At 68.5% G+C, this 19,707-nt stretch carries 17 protein-coding genes and 1 pseudogene; 6 read left to right on the top strand and 12 right to left on the bottom strand.

Annotation, left to right across the window (positions count from 1 at the left end; all coding sequences use genetic code 11):
- Positions 1-4: 4 nt before the first annotated feature.
- Positions 5-835 (bottom strand): carbohydrate ABC transporter permease, encoded by an 831-nt coding sequence (locus DER29_RS16700; protein WP_121398166.1) that lies wholly within the window; start codon positions 833-835, stop codon positions 5-7.
- Positions 832-1,797 (bottom strand): carbohydrate ABC transporter permease, encoded by a 966-nt coding sequence (locus DER29_RS16695; RefSeq protein WP_199729330.1) that lies wholly within the window; start codon positions 1,795-1,797, stop codon positions 832-834. The genes DER29_RS16700 and DER29_RS16695 overlap by 4 nt, the downstream gene beginning before the upstream one ends.
- A 178-nt stretch (positions 1,798-1,975) precedes the next feature.
- Here DER29_RS16695 and DER29_RS16690 point away from each other — a divergent pair.
- Positions 1,976-2,269: pseudogene (locus DER29_RS16690) on the top strand (G5 domain-containing protein); the annotation flags it as partial.
- 444 nt (positions 2,270-2,713) lie between these two features.
- Here DER29_RS16690 and DER29_RS16680 read toward each other — a convergent pair.
- A complete protein-coding gene (locus DER29_RS16680) occupies positions 2,714-6,724 on the bottom strand; it encodes a toxin glutamine deamidase domain-containing protein (RefSeq protein ID WP_121398163.1) in 4,011 nt (1,336 codons plus the stop codon).
- An 18-nt stretch (positions 6,725-6,742) separates the two neighbouring features.
- The gene (locus tag DER29_RS34205; protein WP_158619042.1) at positions 6,743-6,910 is read right to left on the bottom strand and encodes a hypothetical protein; all 168 of its coding nucleotides are present in this window, start codon (positions 6,908-6,910) and stop codon (positions 6,743-6,745) included.
- Between the two features lie 80 nt (positions 6,911-6,990).
- Between DER29_RS34205 and DER29_RS16670 the strand changes: the two genes are divergently transcribed.
- Both DER29_RS16670 and DER29_RS16665 read left to right on the top strand, forming a co-directional pair.
- Complete coding sequence (locus DER29_RS16670) at positions 6,991-8,223, top strand: SUKH-3 domain-containing protein (RefSeq protein ID WP_121398161.1); 1,233 nt, start codon at positions 6,991-6,993, stop codon at positions 8,221-8,223.
- 213 nt (positions 8,224-8,436) lie between these two features.
- On the top strand, positions 8,437-9,192 hold the full coding sequence (locus DER29_RS16665; protein ID WP_121398160.1) for an SUMF1/EgtB/PvdO family nonheme iron enzyme: 756 nt from the start codon (positions 8,437-8,439) through the stop codon (positions 9,190-9,192).
- A gap of 317 nt (positions 9,193-9,509) precedes the next feature.
- Here DER29_RS16665 and DER29_RS16660 read toward each other — a convergent pair whose 3' ends face one another.
- The gene (locus tag DER29_RS16660; RefSeq protein WP_148710075.1) at positions 9,510-10,064 is read right to left on the bottom strand and encodes a transposase; all 555 of its coding nucleotides are present in this window, start codon (positions 10,062-10,064) and stop codon (positions 9,510-9,512) included.
- 290 nt (positions 10,065-10,354) lie between these two features.
- Here DER29_RS16660 and DER29_RS16655 point away from each other — a divergent pair, with 290 nt between their 5' ends.
- From DER29_RS16655 to DER29_RS35405, 3 genes are all read left to right on the top strand, one after another.
- Positions 10,355-10,642 (top strand): YbaB/EbfC family nucleoid-associated protein, encoded by a 288-nt coding sequence (locus tag DER29_RS16655; RefSeq protein ID WP_233599859.1) that lies wholly within the window; start codon positions 10,355-10,357, stop codon positions 10,640-10,642.
- A 103-nt stretch (positions 10,643-10,745) separates the two neighbouring features.
- Positions 10,746-11,291, top strand: a complete 546-nt coding sequence (locus DER29_RS16645) for a hypothetical protein (protein WP_233599857.1) — start codon at positions 10,746-10,748, stop codon at positions 11,289-11,291.
- Positions 11,288-11,473 carry a hypothetical protein gene (locus tag DER29_RS35405; RefSeq protein ID WP_233599855.1) on the top strand — a complete coding sequence of 62 codons (186 nt, stop codon included), beginning with the start codon at positions 11,288-11,290 and terminating at the stop codon, positions 11,471-11,473. Before DER29_RS16645 ends, DER29_RS35405 begins: the two co-directional genes overlap by 4 nt.
- A 128-nt stretch (positions 11,474-11,601) precedes the next feature.
- On the opposite strand, the gene DER29_RS16640 is transcribed toward DER29_RS35405, so the two are convergent.
- From DER29_RS16640 to DER29_RS16610, 7 genes are all read right to left on the bottom strand, one after another.
- Entirely contained in the window at positions 11,602-11,985 is a 384-nt protein-coding gene (locus tag DER29_RS16640; RefSeq protein ID WP_121398158.1) for a hypothetical protein, read from the bottom strand.
- Entirely contained in the window at positions 11,966-13,234 is a 1,269-nt protein-coding gene (locus tag DER29_RS16635; protein WP_121398157.1) for a helicase-related protein, read from the bottom strand. The genes DER29_RS16640 and DER29_RS16635 overlap by 20 nt, the downstream gene beginning before the upstream one ends.
- A 51-nt stretch (positions 13,235-13,285) precedes the next feature.
- Positions 13,286-15,430, bottom strand: a complete 2,145-nt coding sequence (locus tag DER29_RS16630) for a DEAD/DEAH box helicase family protein (RefSeq protein WP_121398156.1) — start codon at positions 15,428-15,430, stop codon at positions 13,286-13,288.
- Positions 15,427-16,476 carry a hypothetical protein gene (locus tag DER29_RS16625; protein ID WP_148710074.1) on the bottom strand — a complete coding sequence of 350 codons (1,050 nt, stop codon included), beginning with the start codon at positions 16,474-16,476 and terminating at the stop codon, positions 15,427-15,429. Before DER29_RS16625 ends, DER29_RS16630 begins: the two co-directional genes overlap by 4 nt.
- Positions 16,419-17,435 (bottom strand): hypothetical protein, encoded by a 1,017-nt coding sequence (locus DER29_RS16620; protein WP_121398154.1) that lies wholly within the window; start codon positions 17,433-17,435, stop codon positions 16,419-16,421. Before DER29_RS16620 ends, DER29_RS16625 begins: the two co-directional genes overlap by 58 nt.
- A complete protein-coding gene (locus DER29_RS16615; protein WP_121398153.1) occupies positions 17,432-18,703 on the bottom strand; it encodes a hypothetical protein in 1,272 nt (423 codons plus the stop codon). Before DER29_RS16615 ends, DER29_RS16620 begins: the two co-directional genes overlap by 4 nt.
- Before the next feature lie 213 nt (positions 18,704-18,916).
- Entirely contained in the window at positions 18,917-19,696 is a 780-nt protein-coding gene (locus tag DER29_RS16610) for a transposase family protein (protein ID WP_121399282.1), read from the bottom strand.
- Between the last annotated feature and the right edge of the window lie 11 nt (positions 19,697-19,707).

Here is a 19,707-nt window from a genome sequence, read left to right as displayed (position 1 = left end):
TGGTTCAACGCAGCGCCCCGGCGGTCAGCCCGCGGACGATGTAGCGCTGGCCGAAGATCACGACGGCCAGCGTGGGTAGCAGCGACAACGCGACGCCGGCGAGGACGAGACCCGGCTGCGCCGCCTCGGCGTCGTTGAGCTGGGAGATGCCGATCTGCAGCGTCTGGAACTCGGTGTCGCGGATCAGGATCAGCGGCCAGAAGTACTGGTTCCACGCCGAGAGGAAGACGTAGACCCCGACCGCCGCGATGGAGGGCTTGGACAGCGGCACGATGACCCGCCACAGCAGGCGCCAGTGGCCGCACCCGTCGATCACCGCGGCGTCGCGCAGCTCGGTCGGGAACTGCAGGAACGCCTGCCGCAGCAGGAACGTGCCGAACGCCGAGGCGAGGAAGGGCAGCACCAGGCCGAGGTACGTCAGCCCGCCCCGCGTCAGGCCCCAGTCGGAGATGGCCAGGTAGTTGGGGATGATGATCGCTTCCCACGGCACCATGAGGGTGGCGAGGAACAGGCTGAACGTCGCCGCCTTCGCCGGCAGGCGGAGGAACGCGAAGGCGTACGCGGCGAAGATGCTGGTGACCACCTGCGCCACCGTGATGACCCCGGCCTGCACGGCGGAGTTCGCGTAGAAGCGGCCGAGCGGCACCGAGCGGAACACGTCGGTGATGTTCTGCCAGTGCAGCGCGCTCGGCACCAGCGCGGGCGGATAGGTCGCCAGGTCACCGGGGCCCATCACGGCGCCCACGAAGCCGTAGTAGACCGGGAACAGCACGGGGATCGCCGCCAGGCCGAGCACGACGTAGACGGCGACCCGCCCGAGGTTGAGCTTTTTCATCGGTAGTGGACCCGCCGTTCGAGGACGCCGAATTGGACGGCCGTGCAGCCGAGCATGATGACCAGCAGCACGACGGCCTGCGCGCTGGCCGCGCCGAAGTCGGAGGAGCCGAAGGCGAACGCCTTCTCGTAGATCGAGTAGACCAGCGTCGTGGTGGCCTGGTCCGGCCCGCCCTTGGTCAGGATGTGGATCTGCCCGAAGCTCTGCAGGGCGTGGATCGTGGAGACCACGACGAGGAAGAACAGTTGCGGGGAGAGCAGCGGCACGGTGATCCGCGTCGCCAGCCGCCAGCCGGTCGCGCCGTCCAGCCGCGCCGCCTCAACCACCTCGGGCGAGATCGCCGAGACCCCGGCGGAGAGCACGAGGATGTTGTAGCCGAAGTTCATCCACACCGTCGCGGCGCAGACGGCGGGCAGCGCGATCGACGGGTCGGTGAGCCAGTTGACCCGGTCGAAGCCGAGGGAGCCGAGCAGTCCGTTCGCCACCCCGATCGCCGGGTTGTAGATGACGGCGAAGATGACCGACGCGGTCGCCACCGAGAACGCGAACGGCAGGGCGAACGCGGTGCGCAGCGCCCGTACGCCGCGGATGCGCGCCTCCAGCAGCAGCACCACGAAGAGCGCGCCCAGCACGGCCGGCACCACCGAGAAGAGCGTGAACAGCGCCGTCGTGGCCAGCACCTTGCCGAACTCCCCGGACAGCATGTCCCGGTAGTGCGCCGCGCCGACGTACTCCGACGCGGCGCCGAAGATGTCGTTGCCGTGCACCGACAGGTACAGCGTCCGCCCGAGCGGCCAGAACACGAACAGGGCGAAGACCCCCACCGAGGGCAGCAGCATCAGCCACGCGAGACCGGACTCGCTGAAGCGTGCGCGCCGCACCTGTCGGGCGGTGGAGGGCGTGGATTCGGTGGTCAGGGAGCGGTCGCCCGGTGGCGCGCCGACGGTGGAAGGGGGAGGCACCGCAGCACCCTACCAACGGCATCGAGGGATCGACATCATTCCAAGACCCGGGTCCGAGGCCTCCTGTGTGCAGGGCGATCGCCGTGGCCCGCGCCGTACACATGCAGTCACGTCGCTGTTCCTTGCGGTGGCTGACGGGGGCGCGTGTTGCTAGGTTTCGGCTTCGGGTCAGCGGCGCGTCAAGACCCTCACCTACCAGGTCATTCTCACCGACGGTGTGCGGACGGCAAAGAAGCTGATCAAGTCGGAGATCAACAGGGCGCCGGTCACGCAGGTGGTGAGGATCGGTACCAAGCAGACCCGGCAGTGCGATCCGAACTACAGCGGAGCGTGCGTACCCGTCGCCAGTGACGTCGGCTGCGCCGGCGGCAGCGGTAACGGGCCCGCCTACGTCCATCGACCGGTCCGGGTGGTGGGTAGCGACATCTACCACCTCGACCGTGACGGCGACGGCGTCGGCTGCGACGACTGAACGCCAGTCAGCCACGAGTGTCGACAGCGGCGGCCAGCGCGCAGCAGCAGATCGCAGAAGACCCGATGGTGTACGCGCCGCGTCTCCCCACATCAGCAGTCGGCGGGGCCACGATGTCGGAGGTGGGGCCGAATGCGCGACGACCAGCCAGCACGGCCAAAGTGGCGAGGGCAGCGTTGGCGCCAGCGACCTCATTCGGCCGGCCGAAGTCCTACCTGAAGCATGAGCGCGATTGAATCCTCGTCCGGCAAACCCTCGCCTCCAGTGACCTCCCGCACCACGGCTTCGACCGCCGACCTGTCGACGTTCTCATATCGATCCAGGTTACGATAATCGTCCAAGAACCTGAGGACGAGATCCGGGTCGTATGCCCAGGCAGCCTTACGATGGTTCCACAGAATAGCGGACCCAGTGGCCAGATCCATCACGAAAATTCCCGCCGGTCTAGCCTTGGCGTCGTCTCGGTAGATTACGTAGTAGGTCAACATCATTCTTCCCTAGTTGCATGAGGAGTTCACTGGAGATTGGAAAGTCTTCTGCGGTCAGGTCAAACTCCTCAACGGCCTGCGAAAAGCTACGCCCCTCATGGTCCATCCTGCGCAGGTACTCGCCCCAGACTCGGCCATTCGCAAGTATCCACTTCGCGAACGTGGCGTCTTTGGCCGGAAAATTCTCGGAAAGCCGCGGCGGTATCTGGTCCGGCATCCCAGATCGCCTGTTGACGAGCAGCATCCGCATGAACGCATGGATGCGTCGCTCAGAGGGCTCAGAACTCCGACGCAGAACCTCGTACGCTTCATGCGTCAGCATCCAGGCCTCTCTGGACATATCACTGTGCAACTGCAACTCGAAAGTTTGACCGCCTGGCGAGACAACCGTGCAGTTGAACCCATAGAAGCGGTTGCCCGTACGCCAGAAGTTCTTGCAGCTTTTGGCGTCGACAACATATCCCATCTCGCCAACCTCCGCGAGGATCGCCTGCACAGCATCCCCGTACCAATCTTTCGACGGCATGGAGAAGGAAAACCTGAGGACGTCGTTCACCTCCCGGCTGAATTCTTCGACCGACATCCCGACCGCTTGTGCTTCGTCAAGATATTTGCGGGCCAGAGAGTCTAGAGCCTTCACTCTGAACTCTCGATCTCGCAGGAGGATAGGACGGTCCAATCCCAGTCTCCTTGTCACCCGCACTCCCACGTCCGCAAGCGCGTTCTCAACCTCGTCAGCGGCAGCCACCGCTCGGCTTCGGAGGGTGGCCAGGGCAGAGTGCTCTCGAGGAGACAACTGGTCAAGTAGCGGTGATGGCTCGCCTGGCTCGACCTGATCGGGTGGATTCTCACCGACCGAGGGGCCTGAGCCTACTGAGCCCGGCCCGTCCAGTAGGTGCATGCGGTTGAGGAACAGTTCGCCGTAACCCTGGTCGGTTTCGACGGGTGGGTACTCCGGCAGGTCCGGTCGCTGGCTGAACCGCCCCCGCCGCAGTCCACCCAGCGGCATCGGTCTGCCGTCCGAGCCGATCACCAGGACCTCGGTGTCGACGGCGTTGTGCGGATGCGGGAGGCCGTGGTGCCGGTACAGGGGTGTCGTCGACACGGTGCCGGTCTGCGGGTCGAGGTAGAGGATGGTGCCGTTCTGGTTGAGGGCGACCCAGATGTGGGAACCGCCCTGCTCCCAGTTGTTGATGACGAAGGCGAAGCTGCCGTGGCCGCCGAGGCGAAGCTGGTCGTGCAGGTTGCGGTATCCCGTGTCGATGGCCCGCTGCCGCTCAACACCCTGGATGTCCTCGGTCGGCTGGCAGAGGCGCTGGAAACGGCCTCCGGTGATGTCCTCCACCCGCCCGATGCCGTCGCGTTCGCCGTTGATGGGGCACGTGATGTCGCCGGCCAGGTAGGCGTCGAAGGTGCGGGGAGCGGCCACCCGGGGGCGACCGTGCATCCAGGTGTCGAACATCGACAGGGTGCAGTCGATGCAGTTGATGCCGCGGGTCGGGTCGGCCTGCGGTCCGCCGTCGTTGACCAACCCGAACCAGCCGCCCACTCGCGGGTCGGCGTTGCGCCGGACGCTCCCGTCGGGTTCTCGGGGCAACTGCCGTTCGATGTCGGTCTGGTGCAGGGCCAGCGGCGGACGCAGACCGCCGGGCCGGCCGTAGTTCCGGGACCGGTCGATCGGCGGCGGGTAGTCGTCGCCTGTCAAGGCCGAGCGGTCGCCGGTCTCCACGGCACCGTATGCCAGGTCGCCGACGTCGTCGTTGATCCGGCGGAAGTCCGCACCATCGACGGCGACGACGCCTGGGGCGGCTGCTCCGGCGAGGACCGCTTCTGCCAGATCCCTCTGCTGGTGACACCAGCGCTCCCGGTCACGGGCCCCCAGAAAGTAGCGCTCGGCGGCAGCGCGATGCCCGGCCTGCGCCAGGCGACGGCCCTCGCTGACCAGCCACCGGGCTTCGTCGTAGCTCCGATCTGCGGCCTGACGCAGTCGCGCCGCGCTGTCCAGACGGCGGTTCTCCTCATGAGTCCTGCGCTGGAACTCGAAGTGCCCCCGGTAGCGGCGCCGCTCGAACGCGTCCTGGTCCGCGGCCCATCTGGCGGCGTACCACTCCGGCGTGCGCGGACGCGGAGGTGGCTGCCCTGTGGCTCTTGACGGGTGTGGCACCGCCTCGGGCGTCCGGTCTGTCGGTGACGGGACCACAGGCGTCCCCGGCCCCACGTCTGGGACGCGCGATGAGCCCACCTTCGGCCCTGCGGTTCTCGTCGTCGTCTCACCGGACGCTGCCGGCCCCGTAGCGGTGACCGGGGACGCCTGCGCCGAGATCCCGGCGAGCGGTGGGTTCGCTGCTGAACCGTGGGGCGCTGGTCCCCCGGTCGTCGGCGGGTTGGTTGCCGCGACGCCGGTGTTCTGCGCGGCCAGCCCGGAACCGGGCACCGATTCGTTGACGGGACCAGGGACCACCGACGGGGCATGAGCAACTGTCGAAGGTGCGGCAGGCGCGACTGAGGAGAGCGTCGGGTCGAGCGGAGCCCTGGGCGCCTCGGCTTGCGACGCCGGGAATACGGACCGATTCCCGGGGTCGACGCCGGGTGGGGGCGGTGGAGCGGTTCGTGCTTCCGCGGGCACACCCTCAACCGCCGGGCTGACCGCATGGGCGGCGGAGACCGAGTCGGAAACCTGAGACGGCGTACTGGACGAGGCCACGCGCTGCTCGGGAATCCGGCTGTCGGACTCGGGTGCACCAGCGTCCGAAGACGTTGGCGTCGCGGTCGCCGCCCTCGCCTCGACTGGCGTGTCGACCCCGACGGCAGGCACCGATCGGGGCGTCTCCGCGTCCGGCGTCGAGAGCGCGTGGCGGGACGCCTCCACACCCGGCATCGAACCTGCGATTGGGGTCGAGGGTTGCGTGGGAGCCCCACTGTCCACCGAGATGGAGGGCATCCCGGCCAGGGCGCTCATCTGGCCGTTCAGCCGTGCCTGCAACGCCGCGTCGGCCTGCGCGGTGGCGGAACCCCGGACGCCGGAGGCGGCCGCGCGGGCCGCGTCCTCCACGGAGGTCAGCCCTTGGCCGGTGGCGAGGCTCGCGGCCTGATCGGCCATCACCTCGCCGGCCATCTCGCGGCCGAAGTGCTCCCCGATCCGGGCGCCCCGGCCGGTGGCGTGCCGCCCGAGGCCGGCCAGCGGCGCGACCGCCCCGCCGGCCATACCGCCGAGCGCCGTGGTGCCCAGCTCCGTCACGTCCAGCCCGTGCCGGCGGCCGGTCGAGTTCTGGTACGCCTGGGTGGCGAGGTTGATGCCGCTCTCCTCGGCCGCCTCGGACACCCCGCTCAGCGCCGCGCGGCGGCTGAACCCCCGCACACCGCCCTTCGTGACCTCCTTCGCCGCCCGCTCGCCGGCCTCCTTCAGCCCCTGCCTGAGCGACTTGCGGGCCAGTTGCGCCATCAGCCGCTTGAAGATCTGCTGCACGATCAGCCTGGTGGCGGTGATCGCCGCCCCGGCGGCGGGCGAGGCCGCGCCCGCGGTGAGCACGGTCGCGACGGCCAGTGACAGCAGTTCGATCACCAGGATGCCCAGCTCGATCCAGACCTCGAGCTTGGCGCCCTCGATGTCGCAGCCACACTCCTCCACCAGCCGACCCAGCTCGGTGCTGACGGCGAGCAGCACGGGCAACGGCGCCTCGTCGCCCTCCGCCACCCGACGCCAGGCGGTGTCGAAAGCGGCAGCGACCGCCCCGACGCCGCCGTACCCGCTACGCACCTCACCAGCGGCGGCAACGGCGTCGGCACGCGGCCCGGCCAGCGCGGCGGCCACCGCGTACCACTGGTCCGCGAGTTCCCAGACCGCGCGTTCGTTGCCCTCCGGCCACTCGACACCGATGACCCAGTCCAGGGCCTCGTAGACCCAGCCGGGCAACTGCCAGGGCGAGTAGTCGAGCGGGTGCGGGATGGGGCTCGGCAACACACTCATCCGGGTCTCCTCAGCGGATCAGCGCTGCTGGTGCCGGTCGCCGACGCGGCCGAGCCGACCCGCACCCGCCGCGTCCGCCCGCACGTTGGCATCCACCGACCGAACCACGTCCGCGCCGAGACCCTCCAGGTGCCGACCCACGCCCTCCCACGTGCGCAGAACCAGCTCCTCAAATCTCTCGGCCAACGCCACCCTCCCCCGGTTACCGTCGGTAGGGCGAACCATACCGGGCGCCACGAATCCGTGGGGTCCGGTACTTTCAAGCCGTGATCGATCGCCAGCAGGCCGAGCAGCTCGCCGCCGTGTGGGCCCGCCGCGAGTCACAGCGCCTGGGACACGAGTGCCGCCCCAGCGTCGACGAGTTCGAACTCGGCTACGTCATCACGTCCACCGTGCCCATCGAGGCGAGGACGATGCCCGGCGACCTGCCGACCACGGTGGTGGACAAGCTGACCGGCGAGGTGACCACCTGGCCGCGCGTGCCGGTCGACGTGGTCGCGCAGATGTACCGCCGGAGTCGGCCGGAAGGCCCCGCGGTGCCCCGTACGGTCAATCCGGCGAGCCAACTGCTCCGCGAGATCCGCCGGCTGCCGACGCCCGGCACGGCGGCGCACCTGACGGTCGAGGGACGGCTGTTCCGCGCGCAGGGCGCCAAGGGCGACGTCACGTTGAACCACCACCCGCTGGTGCGGTCCTACCTGGACGGATTGCCCCCCGGGCACCTGGTGCGCGGCGGCGACCGGCACGCCGAGCTGATCGTCGTCTCCGACGTCCTGCACGACTACGACCACCGCCGCGCCGCCGAGGGCATCGCGCCGCTCGGCATGGCCGACGCGGAAATGCTGCTGGGCGGCGCCCGCTTCGAGGTCTTCCGGGTGCGGGAGGCGGGTGACCCCTATGGCGGCAGGGCGGAAAGAGCCTGCGACTCGTGCGTCAACTTCCTGGTCCACTTCAACGCGCTGTCCTGGGCGGACCTGGCCTTCACCTCGCAGTGGCACCCGCAGCCGCAGCACCCGCATCATCCGGGGCGCTTCCCGCCCCCGGTGGGCGACGCACTGATGGATGCCGGCTGGGAGGACAGCGAGTTCAACCCCGCTTTGGCCGCCGGGGCGATCCGGGAGACGTGCGAGGTCGCCGGCCAGCGACACCGCCACGAGCCCTTCCCTGCGGCCGAGCGGGCGCTGACCGCCTTCCCCGCGATCGTGAGCAGCCGCCGGGGCCCCGGCGAGCAGGTCTGGATCAGTCGGTTCACGACCAACCCACTCCGGAGCGCGTACTCGGCCGACACACTCGCCGACTTCGCTGCCGTACTCGGGACGAGGCTCTTTCCCGTCGGCTCCGAGCACGGCGACAGCATCTTCGCCGTCGACGAGCGGGGGCGGGTCTTCACGCTGGACCAGGCCGGTGAGTGGTTCCTCGGCGAGGACATCGACGCCGCGCTGACCACCCTGCTGCTCGGCCGGGCGCCAACCCGGGTTCGCGACGACGGCACCTGGTGAGCTGGCCGCAGCCGGCAGGTGCCACAGCGGCGGGCCGGTCGGCGCCAGTAGCCGGGCACGTCGTCGACCCTGCTCGCACTCCTGCGCACCGCTGAGGAATTGCGGACTCGGCCGCACCGTGTTGCGAAACATGCTGCTCTTGGGCTAGATCGTCTCGCCTGACTGCTTGGCACCGACCCGGGCACAAAGCCTCGACTGCTAGCGTTCGGCGCCATGTGGACCGAGGAGATCGTGGCCGGGCGTCGGGCCCTGCGGCATACCGCGTCCGGCGTGGTCTTCCGGGAGGTGCCGGGCGGGACCTTCCGGATGGGTCTGTCCGACGCGGAACTAGAGGCCTTACGCGCCATCGCGCGTAGTGGAGGAGTCGAGGACACCCTCGAACCCTTCTTCGCCGGCGCCGGGGACGCCCAGCCCGTACGCGAGGTGCGGGTCGAACCGTTCCTGATCGCCCGGCACCCACTGACGGTCGCGCAGGTCCGGCACTGGCTGCCCGACTACGATGACGACTACGCCGACGAGGACTCCGGCACGGCCCGGCTCGAGGACGACCTGGACGACCTGCTCGACGCCCTGCCGTTCCGGCTGCCCAGCGAGGCCGAGTGGGAGTACGCGGCCCGCGCTGGCACCACCACGCTGACGTTCCGCGGTGACGGCAAACCCGACGAGGACCAGCTCCTCGACGACTTCGGCGACGAAGAGCGCACCGCCGCCAGCGAGAACGCCTTCGGCCTGGCGGCGATGGGCTCAGCTGGCGAGATCTGCGCCGACGTGTGGATCCTCGGCTTCGCGGACGCGCCAGCGGACGCCCGGCCACGCACCGGCGACGGGCCCCGCACCGTACGCGGCGGCGCCGCCGACCTCTACCCGTGGCAGGGCTGCGACGAGTGGCTACTGCTGCTTTCCGCCACCCGGTACGAGCACTCCCAGTTCACCGCAGTCCGCCCGGCCGCACCGCTGCCGTCCCGGTAGGCCACGTCCTGGCTGGTCGACGGATTCGCGGAGAAGCCCACAGCCGTACGCCCGTCGGCCGCCGCGGTCTCCCTGCGCCCCTTGGCCAGGGGCGTCGTCCAGCGCGGGCCATGTCGACGGCGGCCACCGACCCAGTTCCGGCGCTCCGCCAGCGCGGGGTCGACGAGAAGGCCGAGTGAACGCCGGGGCCGTGGCCGATCCGCACGTACCGGCCGTAGCTGGTGTCACCGAGGCTGGCCACCACGTCCACCGCGCCCGGCGCGCTGGCCTTGATCAAGTTGATCGAATCCGGCTCACTCGCCGTCGTGCGCCACTGTCTAGCCGACGAGGTGAAGCACCAGGAAGAGCAGGGCGATCGAGGCCAGCAGGCCGCCGGTCACAAGGCTGACCCGGGCAGCTCGCGCCCGTGGCGTGGCATCAGGTGCCGCCAGCATCACCGTGGTCGTGCCCAGGGAGATCAGGACGGCCATCACGATGTAGATCGGTGTCTGGTACAGCCATGAGTACAACACGAAGTGCATCGACGTGATCGTCGCGAAAGCGAAGGGCACGAGGGTGTACTGGTGCTTCACGACGAGGTAAATCAGGAACGGCAGCCCGAGGAGCTGTGAGGTCCCGACAAGCACCGAGAGTTGCGTGATCTCGTCGGGCACCGGCCGTTCTCGACCGATCGCCCTGATCAGTGCTGAGAGGCCAAGAGCCACGGGCAGTGCGACCATGCCCTGGAACAGCGTGGCGAAGGCGGCCATCCGCTCCGATGCGCGCTGCCAGATGACACCGCAGGCCAGCCACGTCACGCCGTAGGCCGTCAAAAAGGCCAGACCGGAGATGTTCTGCTCGGCAAGGAGTCCGAGAGACTCGACCAGGTCCACGACCGGCATTCTCGCACCGGTCGTAGGGCGTCCGCGCCGCCGACGGAAGCGCGGCCCTCGCAGGACCGTCGAGCGCCGCAGCGGGGGCGGCACCAGCGGCGCACCACGCAGCGCCACCGGTTGGTAACGTGACGGCGACACCGACCGGTCGGCGTCGATGCCTTGGGGAGGGTCAGGCATGTGGCGGACGAAGCCGCGCTCGACGAGGCAACGCGCCGGCTCGACGGCTGGGAAGCGTCCATCGCGAACCGGGCGGCCCGGCCAAGGAGCTGGCTACGCAGGTGTAGGCAATGAGGGGCACGGCAACCAGCCCCGACCGGACGATCCAGGTCACCGTCGACGCGTCGGGCCTGCTGGTCGACCTGCGGCTGGACGAACGCACCCGACAACACTCCGCGGCGCACACCGCCCGGCATCTCCTGGCGACCACCCAGGCCGCGCACGCCGACCTCCTGAGCAGGATCACCAAGGCGACCACGAGCATCCTCGGTACCGAGGATCCGACTGCGGCGGCGCTGGTCGAGTCGTACCGCCGCCGGCTGGATCCCGACCGGAGCACACCGGATGCCCCGCGATGACGGCATCCAGGTCGACCCCGACGACCTGCCCCGCCACGCGGCATGCCTCGATCGCCGCGCCGACAGTCTCGACACCGCCCGCTAGGCCGGCCAGCACGTCCGGTTGGGCGCCGAGGCGTACGGGCGGCTCTGCGCGATCATGCCGATGCTGCTCGACGGCACCCGGCGTGGTCAGCGCCGGCCTGGACGCCCTCGCCTTCGTCTCCGACCCGGTCGGCGCGCCGATCCAGTACGGCATCGCCTGGCTGATCGAGCACGTCAAGCCGCTCAGCGAGGCCCCCTGGACTGGCTCGCGGGCGACCCGGCGCAGATCACCGCCCACGCCCAGACCTGGCGCAACGTCGCCGCGTCGCTGCGCAGGGAGGCCGCCGACCTGGCCGCCGCCGTCCGCACCGACGTCGCAGGCTGGGGTGGCGGCGCCGGCCCCGCCTACCGCGTCTGGGCCGCCGAGCAGCAGCAGGCCATCGGCGGGCTCGCCCAGGGTGCCGACACCCTCGCCGCCATCACCGAAGGAGCCGCCGGCCTGGTCGCCGCCGTCCGGCTGCTGGTCCGCGACGCCATCACCACCTGCGTCTCCCGGCTCATCGTGTACGCCAGCGAACTGGTCATCACCGGCGGGCTCGCCGCGCCGCTGTGGTGGAGCAGGTGACGACGTTGGTGGCGGCGCGGATCGCGCGGCTGCTGCGAGGGCTGCTGGCGAGCCTGCGGCGGCTGATTCCGCTGATCAGGAAGCTCGGTGACCTGTTCGAGAAGCTGAAGCAGGCACTACATCGCCTCGTGGCAGCCCCTCACGGAGGTCCGCACGGGACGACGGCGACTCTCCCCGTCTGAAATGCTGAGGGACTTTCACCAACCGGAGATGTCCTGAAACCACGAATGTCGCGCGGTTAGCGTGCCACGCCCATCGGCGGGGTGCCGATCGGTGACTGTCGCAATAGCTGCGGCCCTCTGGGCAAATGCTACTGCCGATCGTCGCCGGTCAACTGAAACTCGTAGCGGTCTGCCTCACGGGCGACGGCGCGTACGAGAGTCTGGAAGGCATCCGCGGTAAGTCCGTCCTTCGGCGTCCAGCCTTGGGCGACCATTCGGCCTTCCGCGTCGACCCGGGACCCCACCAGCCGGCTGTGTCGGTTCTTCTCCCACGCCTCGCGGTACAGGCGCTCCCACTGTTCGACGATGTCAGCGCCGGCTACCACAGCGGTGAGGAGGTATCCGTCCGGAGCCTCTGTTACGCGCACCGAATGCGAGCGACCGTTGGCGAACGAGACCTTCACGTGCTGCCGCTTCGGCTGCATGTCCTGGGCTGCACACAGCCGCTGCCAATCACCGCGTGTGCCGAACATCCCGCTCCAACTCCGCCCTGAACTCCTTGAGTAGCCGATCACGTTCGGGAAGATGCTCCCGTTCGAGCCCATCGTCGAGCGTGGTGACACGCCTGATCAGGGCCGCGACCCGGGTCGGGTCATAGGTCGGCGTGGTGAGCAGGACGTCATCCTCCACGGTGACGTCGTAGCTGCCACCACGGACCTCTACCGTGCCGAGCCGCGCAGGAATCGCAGCCGACCACTTCGCCAGGTCATCCCACTGGTCCGTGGTGCTGACCCGACCGATTGGGCTCACACAGTGAACGAGGAGATGTGGGCCTTCCCGCTCAAGCTGCACGCTGAAGGGCTGCTGCCGACCGTTAGAGAAGATCGCCGTCCCGAGGAGCGTCCCGCTTCCGGGTTGGTTGCGCTCCCAATCGACCGCGAGGCCAGGTAGTGCCATGTTCGGTATCGCGTTGAAACGGTCGAGCTGTTGCGCGGCGAGCGTCTCATCCACCGCTAGCGATCTGCTCTGCCCGTCCAGGTGCTCAGGGCGCACGGGAAACGATGTCCGAAGCGGCTGGCTCGGGAGCGGGGGGACATCCTCATTGACCAGTACTTCGCGGCCGACGTCGAGATGGCCCTCTCCGGCCGCCTGCAGGAGTAGACCCTCGTGCATGAGCCGGAGGAAATCGTTGATCCTGCGCAGCACGCGCCGAACCTGCAGGCGCTCTACCGTATCGATGAGGTGGGGGTAGTACACCTGCAACAGGTCCTCGCCGGTTGCAGGTCTGTTCAGCATCGTCAGCCGGCGCTCACTTTCTGAGCGCACCCGGTCGACCCGTCCGATCCGCTGCTCAATCGCCGACGGCGTCCAGGCAAGACCGTAGTGGTAGACCCGGGAACAGAAGGGGTGTAGATCCTCCCCTTCCTGAAGAAGGTCGGTGCAGATCAGCACGAGTGGGTACCCCGGAAGCCGGAACTGCTGCACAAGCCGGTTGTTGACCCGGCCGGACATTCCCGCGACGGGTTGCTGCGCGGTGAAGAGCCGGCCGATGCGGCTGCGGGCTTCTCGTAGATCTGCCCGCGGCAGGTCGGACAGGTTGGTGTCGAGCACCAACTCGTAGTGCTCGGCCAGGGCGACAAGCTCATCCAACGCTGCCCAAGGTCGAGGCCCCGGCGCGGCCCCCACCTGGCGTTCGAGCTCATCGAGGTAGGCGGTGATCACCACGTCCGCCCTGTCGATCGCGGCGGAGGGATCGAGGGTCGGCAGGTGATCGGTGACCACGGCGTACAGATCGAGGAAGGCGTGTCCGAGGCGCGCAGCGGCGGAGAGAAGCTACCCCCGAACATACTGCTCGCGGAACGACTCTCCGACGTTGTTGGAAGTGGGCTCCGGCCAGATCAGCCTACGCAGCCGCTCTCGACGTCGGAGCTCGGTGAAGAAGGTGGCGGTCTCCAGCAGCCCCGGGTCCCCCTCAGCCGACACGGCGCTCCGCTTCTCCGGGCGGTACAACTCACGCCAAATCACCTCGGCGCGCTCTTGATGTGGCCCCGGATGCTGGGCGAGCAGTTCGAGCGCGGCAGCCTGAACCGCGTCGAACCTCGCGCCTCGGGTCGCTTGTTTTGCCTCGGTCAGGTAGTGGCGAGAGTGTTCGCGGAGAAGTCGGTCGACTTTGTCCCGCTCCTTGCCGAGCGCGGCCGCCAGAGAGTCCCTGACCTGTCCGGGTTCGACGGCAAGGAGCGCCAGGACATGGTTGTCGTCGAAGAAGGTGCCGAGCGCTCCGCCCTGGTTCCGGAACCGCCCCTGGATGGTCGCACCGCTGACAATGTCATCTGGTCCGGCGCCACGGAAGAACCATGCGAAGAAGGTGTCCTGCCCGCCAGCGTCGTCGTCCTCCCGGGCCTGTTCCGCCGCCACAGGGGCGGTCGCGGTGCGCAGCGAACGTTGTCGGCGGAACTCGTCGACAGCCGTCTCGAACGCCGCCCGGTGCTGCTCCTTCAGCCGGTTACGTAGCCGGCCGACGAGCCAGTCGCTGTATTCGTCGTCGAGTTTCTGCTTGAGTTCGGCGACCGATGCGACCCGACGGACGAAGACGAGGCCCTTGCGGCCGTCGCGCCAGGACGTGACGAGCGAACTGACGAGGGCATCCATCTTCGGGTGCGGGAGTTCGCGCCCGAACCGATGGAAATGGTCACGGGCCAGGCCGTTGAGCATCGACACGTCGATGCCTTGCCGCTCCACCGCATCGGTGGCCTGCTCGGCGTCGTCGAAGTTGGCTACGACGGCCTCATCCGCGACGTCGTCGGCGTCATCGACCGGGGTTGGCTTCTTCGCGGGCGTGGTTTCGAGGAACGACTCGAACGACGCCAGCATGCCGACCTGGAAACGGGTGCCGAACCGCTCGTCGTCGAGTAGTTCACTCACCTTCTTCTGAACCAGCGCGACAATCAGCCGCTGCCGGTCGTCAGTGATCCGGATCGGCTCGTCGTACGCCGCAACGCCCCCGCCGCGCCACTCCCGCCGGTAGAGGTTCTTGGTGAGCCGTTCGCCGGAGACCTCCAACGATGTCACCCGTCGGATCAGAAACCGCCGTGCCTCGTCCCGCCGCTGCTGCTCGCTGGCATCAGCGTCGCGTAGCAGTCGGAAGGGTTCAGCGAGGCCGAAGACGTCGAGCTGATTCCACAGCTGTCGGTAGTCGTCGTCGACCGGCGTCGCGGAGAGCAGCAGAACCTTCCCGGCCCGCGGGCCGTACTTGTCGCGCAGTCTCGCGTCGAGGTCAGCGCGGTCTCTCCCGAGCACGGTGGCGAGCACCCGATTCCGGGAGGATGACTGTGGGCCCCAGCCGTGCTTGAGGTTGTGCGCCTCGTCGACGATCACGAGATCGAAGTGCGGCAGAGCGGCGTTGATCGCCTGCGCGAACCGGTCCTTGATGACGTTGGCGTTGGCCCTCAGGTCGACGAGATCGTCGGAAAGCCATGGCACCTGCCGCCGCAGTCGGTCGCGCAGGTTGCGCCGCTGTTGGGCGTCCCGCCGCATAGGCAGGCTGAAGCTCGGAAGGCGGACGAAGAAGTCGCGGTCGGGGCCGACTGCGGTCTCCTCCAACAACTGCATCAGGTCTCGGCAGTGCACTAGTGGACGTGCCGGCAGGCCTCCCGGCATCCGCACACGCATGTCGTCCAAACGCACGTTGTTCTTGGTGAAGACCTGCTGCTCCCGCTGCCACTTCTGTTGGATGTTCTGGCGTGGCGCGATGACGAGCACCCGCAGGTCCGGCCTGAAATGGCGCAGCAGCGCGGCGACACCGAGCGCCACGTACGTCTTCCCCATGCCGACCTCGTCGGCCAGGTAGGCGACATGCTGGCGCTGCAGGATGTTGTGCAAGGCAACAGCTCCGTGGAGCTGGTCCCGTGCCCGCTGAGGGTTGCGGATCACCCGGTTGAAGTCCAGCAACTGCTCGGCGGTGTCGACGCTGATCATCATGCCGGCACCGCCGTCGTTTTGCCCAGGAAACGGGGTTCGTACCAGTCGAGGAACTCGGCCATTTCGGCGTCATTGCGCGCGACGAGCAGCTCCCGCAGGGCGGGCCGTACGGCGAGCGTGGTTTCGAGGAGGGAAGTGCCGGTCGGGTCTGACTCCCAGAACGCAGGGTAGGAGTGGCGCATGTCATCGGTAAGCTGTTGCGCGCAGAGGACCATAAGGTATCGCTCCAGCGGATCACCTGCGGCATCGCTCGCCACCTGTTGGACGAGGACGGGCAGAGAATCGTACTTGGCACCGAACATTCGGAATCGGGCCTCCTCGATCCGGTCCTCGTCGAGGGCCGTGCGTACAGCGCGACCCAGCGACGCGAACCCGTGGAAGATCCCGGCGAACCGATCGAAAATCGTGTCGACGGGCTTGACCAGAACGGACTCCACCGGCAGATCCGCCCCTGCGCCGAGTAGCGCCCCGCCATGCTGGGCCAGGTAGACGTTCCGCTGCCCGGCCGTGAGCATCGACCAGTAGCGCAAGATGTCGGCCGGCGTCAGGTCGAGCAGGATCGACGGCCGGTGCGCCATGCCGGTCTCGTGGACCAGGACGACTCCGCGCTGGTTGCCAACGACCACGGTGAGGAAGCTGGTCTCGCGGAGCCGCTCACGCAGGATCACCGCGTCGTCGGCGGACAGGGCAGTCCAGACGGCAGGCTTCAGGTGACCGATCTCGAAGAGGTGTACGCCGCGGCCGTACACCTCGATGCGCGGGCTGTCACCCGCGCCGTCCCACAGGACCTCGGCCCGCCCTGACGCCCAGTCGAAGCGCGCCAGCATGGGCACGAAACCGTGGTCGACGCCGTCGTCCTCGCCGACCGGCTGAGCGAACGGTGGTGGCTCCTCGATCTCCTCCAGCCAGAATCTCGGGCGCCGATCGACGGGCGCCTCCGACAGCACCCCGGTCTCGACGTTGCCACCGCCCGAGTGCGCGGGCCTGGTCAGGTTGAACGATCCGACGAGGGTGACTTCCCAATGCTTGGTGAAGAAGCGGTACACCTTCGCGTGCACTCTCCGGTAGGTCGCTCCCGTAGCCTGCTTGCCGCCGTGCGCGAGGACCGCCTTGGGTACTGTAGCCGCCCCCACTCCCCGCCTCGTTCGCGTACCCAGTCGTAAAGCTCCGGACGGCACCGCGCCACACCGCCCTCCTCGGGAAGCAGCACCCGCCACTTGCCCGGCTGAAAGCGGTCGATCAGGTTCTTCAGCGGCACCGAGGCGTCCGCGTCGTCGAGGTACGGGGAGAGGACCTCCAGATTCGCACCACGCAGCCACTGGCCGGCGATCTCGTCGAGCTGATCTACCAGGTCCTTTGCGCCACGCCGGCCGTTGTGGAGGAAGTGCGGGTGCATCCGCTGGTCCGCCGAGCGGTGCAAGATAGGTTGCACGGTGCGAAGCAACCCCCGAATGTCGTCCAGGGCGATGGGGGACTCGAAGTTCCTCGCCATTTTCCGCAGATGTTCGAGGAACCGCTGGATCTCCGGGGCGGTCCGCGACCGGCCGTGCTCCGCGATCTCCTCCAGGTGGGCGCACTCGACGCTCTCCCACCAGCCCGCCTGTGTCAGGTTCGCCGATGCGGTGAGCACAACCAGCGACCGTTCCTGTGTTGACGAGTCCCGCACGAGGATGAACGCGTTCTTCGGGTGGAAGTAGCCGGTGCGGGGCCGAACCGGGATTCGGCGTACGTCCAGGCATGCTGTTCCGTCACCCGTCACGATCGCACCGGGGTCGTAGTAGACGGCGACCCGGCCGGCGAGTGGTCGCAGCGCCTCCTCAAGCTGAACGCGCCGGATCTGCGGGTCCTGGTGCAGCTGGACGTCGAAGAGAGCCGGCATGATCTCGCGCTCGAAGAAGCCAGGGTCGAAGCGAAACGTGCAGAACACCGCGGCCAGCACCTCGCGACCGTTGATCTGCGCGCGGAGCGCCTCGGTGAGCACCGCCCGGGGAATGCCCTCGCTCACGCCGCACCCTTCCCGATCGCCGACAGCATGGACACCAGTGACGGGATGAAGTACGGGTACCGCCACAGCTCCCGGACCTCGACACCGGTGGGCAGATCGGCCGGCTCGTCCCGGAACCGCACTCGCAGCTGGTCCTGGTCGGTCACCTCCAGCCACGCGAGCGCCGCACCACGCTCCTGCATCGCCGTGGCGTTCCGCCCGGCCAAGGTTCTGACGAGCTTCGGATAATCACCGTGAGCGAGCGCCTCGGCGATGCGTGGCCACTCCTGACCGGGCACCGCGGACGCCGCAAGCGGGTCGATCGATTCGAGGCGGTCCCCCCAGGACGATCGGAGGTCGGCCACGACGTGGTCGAGGTGGGCGCCATTCCGTCCGAGCAGGTAGCTGAAGAGCAGAGAGGCCGGCGCGAGCACGGATTCGCAGGCGATGATCCGGCGTATCAGGTCGGCGATGTCGCTCCAGCCTCGCGACTCTGCGTTGTCGGCGATTGCTATCAGGTACGGCCGTGAAGGGCGGATCGAGTCAGCGGGCCTGGTTTCGAGCAGGACGGCGAGCTTGGCCTGCCGTCCTTTGGTCGGATCACTCGGTCCCCCCTCGACCAGGTGGTAGCGGTAGAAGCCGATCTCCCGCTGCGACATCCCGGGGGTGAAGATGCTGGCCACCGCCTCACGCTTCGCGCTTGCGCCGATGTCGAACACCACCCGCTCCCGCCGCAGTTCCCGTATGAGATGGCGGGCATCTCGACCCCATCCGGATTCCAGTCGCGGAAGGTAGACAGCGTCCACGAAAGCGCTCGCTTCGGGGGTGAGCCGCACCGGGCTGCCCGGCGCGACGAGCCCGGAGACCCGCGCCGGGGCGGTGTAGTTGCCGAGCAAACCGTCCGTCCGCTGGTTGCTCAGAATCTGGTGCTCCGGCTGCGCCGACAGATGCACCTTGCCGCCGTTGCTCCCGGCCTTCGCTGCCCGCGCGGCGATCCGCTGCAGCCCGAAGAAACCTCGATGATCGTGCACAACGTGTCGCACGTACGCCGCCATCTGCTCCCAGATCAGGAAGGCGTTCGTCGTGTTGTCGAACTCGTCTGCGGCGGCGAGTTCAGCCAAGCGCAGCCCGACGAGCAGGGTGGTGAAGCCCTGAAGGGAGTCCGTGACGGTGGTGAGATTGCCAATGAGCGGGCGTCCCGTGGCTGACCAGACGGCCTGCGCACCGAGCCCGTCGCGGGATCCCTTCACGCGCGCACGAGGATCGAGGTCGGTCAGGAAGAGCGCCACAGGCGCAACCATTCTCAACTGGAATTCGTTCGCCAATCGTCCGTACCGACACAGATCTCGGGCGTTTCGCCCTCGCCTGGCGCCATGACTCGGCTGCGGTCGGTGAAACGGCGGGTCGAGAGATGACGTGGTGGACGATACGTCGACCCGTCGGTGCTGAGTAAAGGACGTCTCGTAACTCGGTGAAGGGGTTGCCCGGCAACGGTGCTGGTGTCACCCCGCGAGGATGTTGTTGTGGAGGTGGGCGGTGCCGGATGCGGTGTCGGTCAATGTGTGGGCGGCGCGGCGGTAGTCGCGCAGGATCTTGAGGCACTTCATGCGGGGCAGTACGTGTTCGACCTGTGCTCGGACGGTGCGGTGTTGCTTGTTCAGGTCGGCTTTCCAGTCGGGTGGCTCGCTGCCGTCGGCGGGTTTGCGGTACGGGATGATCACCTCGGGGTTGCCGCGGTAGGCGCCGTCGGCCATGACCGGGCGTCCGGCCAACTTCTGGTCGATGCCGCTGGTGCGGTAGACGATGGTGTCGTTGCGGTTGCCGGGTTGCGGGTCGCCGAGGGCGACGACGAGGCGGGTGTGGGCGTCGATGGCGACCTGCAGGTTCGTGCTGTAGCGGTAGTTCTTGCTGGGGGCGGCCAGGCGGTGGTCCCGGGTCGGCACCAGAGTGCCGTCAACGATGGTGATCTGGTCGACCCGATGTCGGCGTCCCGGCGCCAGGGCGAGCAGGGGGCCGACGGTGTCGATGACCCGGTGCGCGGCGGAGTGCGACACCCCGAACAGCGGGCCGATCTGTCGCATGGTCAGGTTCGTGCGCCAGTACGCCGCTACCAGCAGCACCCGATCGGCGAGGTCGAGAGACCACTGCCGGCCGGGCCGGCCGTCAGCGATCGTGGCACCGCCACGCTCGGCGACCAGCCGGACCAACCTGCGGAACTGGGCGGGCTGCAGCCCGGTGAACGGAAAGATCCACTCCTGGCGGGCCGCCGAGATCACCTGCACCCCGACATGAT

Origin of the sequence: Micromonospora sp. M71_S20 (genome assembly GCF_003664255.1) — a bacterium.
GTDB lineage: Bacteria > Actinomycetota > Actinomycetes > Mycobacteriales > Micromonosporaceae > Micromonospora.
The sequence above is the reverse complement of the archived record's forward strand: the minus strand, read 5'-3'. Positions and strand labels throughout refer to the sequence as shown.

Excerpts from the sequence above, each read along its gene's own strand:
- DER29_RS16640 (WP_121398158.1), bottom strand. The coding sequence starts at position 11,985 with ATGTTCGGCACACGCGGTGATTGGCAGCGGCTGTGTGCAGCCCAGGAC.
- DER29_RS16630 (WP_121398156.1), bottom strand. The coding sequence starts at position 15,430 with ATGATGATCAGCGTCGACACCGCCGAGCAGTTGCTGGACTTCAACCGG.
- DER29_RS16665 (WP_121398160.1), top strand. The coding sequence starts at position 8,437 with ATGTGGACCGAGGAGATCGTGGCCGGGCGTCGGGCCCTGCGGCATACC.
- DER29_RS16680 (WP_121398163.1), bottom strand. The coding sequence starts at position 6,724 with ATGAGTGTGTTGCCGAGCCCCATCCCGCACCCGCTCGACTACTCGCCC.
- DER29_RS16655 (WP_233599859.1), top strand. The coding sequence starts at position 10,355 with ATGAGGGGCACGGCAACCAGCCCCGACCGGACGATCCAGGTCACCGTC.
- DER29_RS16700 (WP_121398166.1), bottom strand. The coding sequence starts at position 835 with ATGAAAAAGCTCAACCTCGGGCGGGTCGCCGTCTACGTCGTGCTCGGC.